This window comes from Rhodococcus sp. P4_B6, from assembly GCF_056402215.1.
In genome coordinates this window covers 1-6,496 of the sequence record NZ_JBFUHV010000295.1, presented here as the reverse complement: position 1 = coordinate 6,496, position 6,496 = coordinate 1, and the positions used below count along the sequence as shown (strand labels likewise).

The window sequence follows — 6,496 nt, the reverse complement described above, 5'->3', positions numbered from 1 at the left end:
AGGGAGAGGTGGTCGACGAGGTCTTCGAGGGCGAAGTGATCGACGAGGACCCCCGAACCCCGACCCGTGATCCCCGCGTTCTGCCCTAAGAGGCAGACTGGTTGCCTGTGACTACACAACTGCTGGTCGGCGGCCGAATCTACAGTTCCTTTGCTCCAGACGCCACGTCGATGGCAGTGACCGACGGCGTCGTGTCGTGGGTCGGCGACGACCGCGCGGCCCGCGCGCTGCACCCCGGCGCCGACGTGGTCGACCTCGGCGGGGCGTTCGTCACACCGGCGTTCGTCGACACCCACGTGCACGTCACGGCGCTCGGCCTGAACATCGTCGGACTCGACCTGGTGGGGGTCGGTTCGCTCCGCGAGTGCCTCGACCGGCTCGCGTCCTTCGCCCGCACCCATTCCGACGCGGTCATCTGGGGACACGGCTGGGACGAATCGGCGTGGCCGGAAGGCACTGGCCCGACCACGACGCAACTCGACGAGGCCGCCCCCGGACGCACTGTGTACCTGTCCCGGATCGACGTCCACTCGGCCGTGTGCTCGACGGCCCTGCGCCGGTCGGTCCCGGATCTGAGCGAGACCTCGGGGTTCTCGTCCGAGGGGCCGCTGACCTTCGAGGCGCACCACGCCGCCCGCACCGTCGCCCGCTCGCTGTTGACGGCCGGGCAGCGGTCCGCCGCCCGCGTCGCCGCCCTCGACGCCATCGCCTCGCGCGGCATCGTCGCGGTCCACGAGTGCGGCGGACCCGACATCGCCGGACTCGACGATTTCCGTGAACTCCTCGCCACCCCGCACGGCGTCGAGGTCCGCGGCTACTGGGGTGAGGCGGTCACCGACGCCGACGAGGCCAGGAAGTTGCTCGACGCCACCGGCGCGCACGCGCTGGGCGGCGACCTGTTCATCGACGGATCCCTCGGCTCGCACACGGCGTGGCTCAGCGAACCCTATGCGGACCTGGACGGCGGCACCGGCAAGAGCTACCTCGGAGTCGACGAGATCGCCGCGCACGTGCGCGCCTGCACGATCGCCGGCATCCAGGCCGGGTTCCACGTCATCGGCGACGCCGCCGTCCGGGCCGCGGTCGACGCGTTCGCCGTCGTCGCCGACGAGTTGGGCGGTCCCGCGGTCGCGGCCGCCGGGCACCGACTCGAGCACGCCGAAATGATGACCGGTGACGACGCGGCGCGGCTGGCGCAGTGGGGTGTGATCGCCAGCGTCCAGCCCGCATTCGACGCCCTGTGGGGCGGAACCGACGGCCTGTACGCGCAGCGCCTCGGAACCGAGCGTGCCGTCACCCTCAACCCGTTCGCCGCCGCCGCTTCCGCCGGGGTGTCGCTCGCACTGAGTTCCGACGCACCCGTCACCCCGGTCGAACCCTGGGCGATGCTGCGCGCGGCCGTCCACCACCGCACACCCGGCAGCGGGATCTCCCCGCGCGCCGCGTTCTCGGCCGCCACCCGCGGTGCGTGGCGTGCCGGCGGGGTCCGCGACGGGCTCGCCGGGACGCTCGCTCCGGGTGCGCCGGCGTCGTACGCCGTGTGGGATGCGGGCGAACTGGTGGTCAGTGCCCCCAAGGATTCTGTGCAGCGGTGGTCGACCGATCCCCGGTCCCGGGTGCCCGCCCTGCCGCGTCTCGAGGACGACGCACCCACGCCGGTCCTGCTGCGTTCGGTTCACCGGGGGAGCGTCGTCCATGAGCGGTAGCACGACGGCACGCTGGACCACCGGAAAGCGGGGCGTGCTCGTGCGCTCCGTCCTGTCGGTGGCCGCAGGATTCCTCGTCTTCGGCGGATTTCCGCCCCGCCCCCTGTGGTTTCTCGCTCCCGTCGGCATCGCCCTGCTGACGCTCGTCCTCACCGGTGCCGGCGGCGCGGCGCCGCGGCTGCGCGCGGGCTTCGGCTACGGCTACCTCGCGGGACTCGGTTTTCTCGTGCCGCTGCTCCCGTGGATCGGGGTATTCGTCGGTGCCCTCCCGTGGCTCGCGCTCGCAGCGGTCGAGTCGCTGTTCATCGGACTGTTCGGCGTACTCGCCGTGCTGGTCTCCCGGCTGCGCTGGGCGCCGCTGTGGATCGCGGCGTGCTGGTCGCTGACGGAATGGCTGCGGGCGAGCGTGCCGTTCGGCGGCTTCCCGTGGGGGCGGTTGGCGTTCGGCCAGTCGGAGGGCTGGTTCCTGCCGCTCGCGAGCATCGGGGGTTCCCCGCTGCTCAGCTTCGCCGTCGCGCTGACCGGCGCCGGACTGGCGTCCGTCGCGGTGACGGTGCGGGCCCGGTCGGGCGGCGCCACGAACTGGGTGCGGCCGCTCGCAGGCGGTCTGGTCGCCGCGCTCGCCGCGACGGTCGTCTCCCTCGCGCTGTGGCCGGCACTGCCGGGAATGGACTCGGGCGACCGGACGATCACCGTCGCCGCGATCCAGGGCAGCGTCCCCAAACTCGGTCTCGACTTCAACGACCAACGCAAACGCGTCCTCGACAATCACGTGAACCGCACCCTCGAACTCGCCGACGACGTGGCGTCGGGCGCGGCGCCGCAACCCGACCTCGTCGTCTGGCCCGAGAACGCATCCGACATCGACCCGCTGCGCAACGCCGACGCCGCCGCGGACATCTCCCGCGCGTCCGAGGCGATCGGCGCACCCATCCTGGTGGGCGCGGTGCTCGTGAACTCCGACCGCACCACCACCAACTCGGTGATCGTGTGGGACGGCGACGCCGGACCGCAGGAGCGGCACGACAAGAAGATCATCCAGCCGTTCGGCGAATACCTGCCGTATCGCGGATTCTTCCGGCACTTCTCCTCGTACGCCGACCGCGCCGGCAACTTCGTTCCCGGCGACGGTGACGGCGTCGTCCACGCGAACGGGATCGCGGTCGGCGTCGCGACCTGCTACGAGGTCGCCTTCGACCGGGCGTTCGAGCAGTCGGTGCGCAGCGGCGCCGAACTCCTCGCGGTCCCCACCAACAACGCCACGTTCGGCGACACCGAAATGACCTACCAGCAACTGGCCATGTCGAAGGTGCGGGCCGTGGAGCACGGGCGCGCCGTCGTCGTGGCCGCCACCAGCGGTGTGAGCGCGATCATCGGACCCGACGGGGCCACGGTGGCGGAAACTCCGCTCTTCGTCCCCGCGGCCCTGGTGTCGCAGGTGCCGCTGAGCACCGGTACTACGCTGGCTAGTCGGCTCGGCCCGATTCCGGAGATTCTTCTCTGTGTCGGCGCCGTCGCTGCCGTCGCGTTCGCCGTGGTGCAACGACGACGCACCGTTCGCACACTGAGTCACAGCAGTACCGAGAAGGCGCCGGCAGATGCCGGCAGGGAGGATCCTCATGACATCGGAGACCGGTTCCGGGCAGAGCGGGGCACCGAGCGCACGGACTCTGGTGATCATTCCGACGTATGACGAGCGGGAGAATCTCGGCCCGATCGTGCGGCGCCTGCATGCGGCGCTGCCGCGGACGCATGTTCTCGTCGTCGACGACGGCAGCCCCGACGGCACCGGAGACGTCGCGGATGCCCTCGCGTCGAACGACGACGCCGGTCGCATCCACGTGATGCACCGGACGGAGAAGAACGGTCTCGGCGCCGCCTACATCGCCGGCTTCCGGTGGGGCCTGGACCGCGACTACACCGTGCTCGTCGAAATGGACGCCGACGGCAGCCACGCCCCGGAACAGTTGCATCGCCTGCTCGAGCAGGTCGATGCCGGTGCCGACCTCGTCCTCGGGTCGCGGTACGTGCCGGGCGGCACGGTGGTCAACTGGCCGAAACACCGCGAGTGGCTGTCACGCGGCGGGAACATCTACTCACGGCTGGCCCTCGGCGTGAAGATCAAGGACATCACCGGCGGGTACCGCGCATACCGCCGTGAGGTGCTCGAGAAGCTCGACCTCGCCGCGGTGGAGTCACACGGCTACTGCTTCCAGGTGGACCTGGCTTGGCGGGCCATTCAGGAGGGCTTCACGGTCCGTGAGGTTCCGATCACGTTCACGGAGCGGGAGATCGGTGAATCCAAGATGAGCGGCGGGATCGTCCGCGAGGCCCTCCTCAAGGTCACCCAGTGGGGGCTGCGGAACCGGATCGCCCGGATCAAGGGTGTGGCCGCCGGATAGCTCCCGGCCGACCGCTGCCCCATTCCTTCTCCGGAAGGCGTGGGGCAGTTCTACGTAGACCGCCGACAAACATGATGTACATGGGAATATGCCCGAGATGTCCACATCGTGAGACACGTTGAAACGGTCCGAACCGCTCGTCCGATAGGAACCTGAAGCGTACTCCCGGGTAATGTTCGGTAAATTCCCAGGTTCGCGGGTCACTATGAGTTTCTTGGGTGGCCGGTGGGTTCTTCCCACCGCCGGAGTGGGAAGAGGACGAACAAGGTGGTCGAAGCTGTACCGGGTGGTGACGTGACCGCGGAAGGTCGCATTCCGGACGGTGCATTTCCGCTCTCCGCCGCTCAGCGGGGCATGTGGTTCGCCCAGCAGCTCGATCCCGCAGTGCCCGTCAACATCGCGCAGTGCGTCGAACTGGTGGGTGCCCTCGACGTCCCGCTGCTGTCGGAGTCGCTGATCGCCGCGGGCCGCGAACTCGGCTCCGCCTTCCTCCGCCTCGTCGAGGTCGACGGAGTTCCCTACCAGCTGATCGATCCGACGCTGGAGGCATCGGTCAGGTTGGTCGACCTGCAGCACGAGCCCGATCCGAGGGCGGCGGCCACGGAGTGGATGCGGCGGGAGTACACCACCCCGCTCGACGTGTGCCGCGACCGGCTGGTGACCTCGGCGGTCCTGCGGATCGGGCCGAACCACCACTACTGGTACTGCCGCGTGCACCACGTCGCACTCGACGGCATGGGCTCGGTGAYGCTCGTCGACCGGACCGCGGAGCTGTACACCGCGGCCGTCGAGGGGCGCACTGTGGCGCCGTCCAAGGCCGCCGAACTCACCGACGTCGCCCGCGTCGACGACGACTACCGGACGTCGTCGCGCTACCTCGCCGACCGGGAGTACTGGTCCGACCGGGCATCTACCCTCGGCGAACCGCACAGCCTCGTCGACCGGACCGCCCCCGCGCGGGCACGCAGCCGCACGACGGGCGGCCAGATCCCCGGCCCCCTCGTCGACCACCTCGACGCCGCGACGAACCGCCACGACTCGTCGGCCGCCTTCGAAGTCATCGCCGCCTTCGCCGCTTACCTCGCCCGAATGACCGGACGCGAAGAGGTCGCGGTCAGTCTGCCCGTCACCGCCCGCACCACCGCGCTGCTCCGCCGCTCCGGCGGCATGGTGTCCAACGTCGTCCCGCTTCGCCTGCACGTGCGCCCGGACATGACGAACGCCGATCTGGTGGCAGCGGTCCGATTGGAGGTCACCGCGGCGCTCCGGCACCAGCGGTACCCGCACATCGACATCCGGCGCGACGCCGCCACCGATCATCAGGGCTTCTACGGCCCACTGATCAACGTCATGCTGTTCCACACCGAGATCACCCTCGGCAGCATCGTCGGCCGCCTCGAACTGCTGTCCACCGGCCCCATCAGCGACCTCGCCGTCAACGTCTACCACGGCGTCGCCGGCACCAGCCTCAACCTCGACCTCGAGGCCAACCCGGACCTGTACTCCGAAGACGCCCTCCACGCCCACCACGCCCGCTTCACCCGATTCCTCGGCGCTTTCCTCACCTCCGACACCGGCGCCCCGCGCCTGATCGGCGACCTCGAGATCCTCGACGACGACGAACGCCGCAACCTGGTTCCGGCCACCGGACGCGCCGGATTCGCACCGGTCACGCTGCCGGACCTGCTTGCCGGCGCCGTCCGCGGCAACCCGGACGGTGACGCCCTCGTCGCGCCCGGGCCCGGGCCATCCGCCGACACTCTCAGCTACCGCGCCCTGGACGACACCTCGAACCGGCTCGCCCGTCTCCTGATCGACCTCCAGGTCGGCCCGGAGATCGTGGTGGCGTTGGCATTGCCGCGGTCGCGGGAGTCGGTGTCGAGTGTGTGGGCGGTGGCGAAGGCGGGAGCGGCGTTCGTTCCGGTCGATCCGAACTATCCGGCTGACCGCATCGCGTTCATGCTGGAGGATTGTGGTGCGCCGATCGGTGTCACGACGGCGGCATTGCGGGCGGGTTTGCCGGATTCGACACTGTGGTTGGTTCTCGACGACGACGAATTTTTGTCGGCCGTTGCCGCATATCCGGCGGATGCGGTGACCGATGCCGATCGGACGCGGGCGTTGTCGGTGGATCATCCGGCATATGTGATTTACACCTCGGGGTCGACGGGACGGCCGAAGGGTGTGGCGGTCACGCATCGGGGTCTGGTGAATCTGGCGGCRGACGAGCGGGTTCGGCTCGGGGTGTCGGCGGGTTCGCGGGTGTTGCATTTCGCGTCGCCGAGTTTCGATGCGTCGGTGTTCGAGTTGGTGATGGCGGTGTGTGCGGGGGCGACGCTGGTGGTGGCGCCGACCACGATTTTTGGTGGGTCGGAGTTGGCGGAGTTT

4 protein-coding genes are annotated in these 6,496 nt (G+C 69.8%); all 4 read left to right on the top strand.

What is annotated here, in order from left to right; all coding sequences use genetic code 11:
- The first annotated feature begins 101 nt into the window (after positions 1-101).
- Positions 102-1,706, top strand: coding sequence for an amidohydrolase (locus AC1DWT_RS48845; RefSeq protein WP_206012310.1), 1,605 nt, complete (start codon positions 102-104; stop codon positions 1,704-1,706).
- Positions 1,696-3,399 (top strand): apolipoprotein N-acyltransferase, encoded by a 1,704-nt coding sequence (lnt, locus tag AC1DWT_RS48840; protein ID WP_095864146.1) that lies wholly within the window; start codon positions 1,696-1,698, stop codon positions 3,397-3,399. The genes AC1DWT_RS48845 and lnt overlap by 11 nt, the downstream gene beginning before the upstream one ends.
- Positions 3,326-4,108, top strand: a complete 783-nt coding sequence (locus AC1DWT_RS48835; RefSeq protein WP_095864147.1) for a polyprenol monophosphomannose synthase — start codon at positions 3,326-3,328, stop codon at positions 4,106-4,108. The genes lnt and AC1DWT_RS48835 overlap by 74 nt, the downstream gene beginning before the upstream one ends.
- A gap of 267 nt (positions 4,109-4,375) precedes the next feature.
- Positions 4,376-6,496: condensation domain-containing protein (locus tag AC1DWT_RS48830; RefSeq protein ID WP_477926025.1), on the top strand; the 2,121-nt coding region annotated here is incomplete at its 3' end.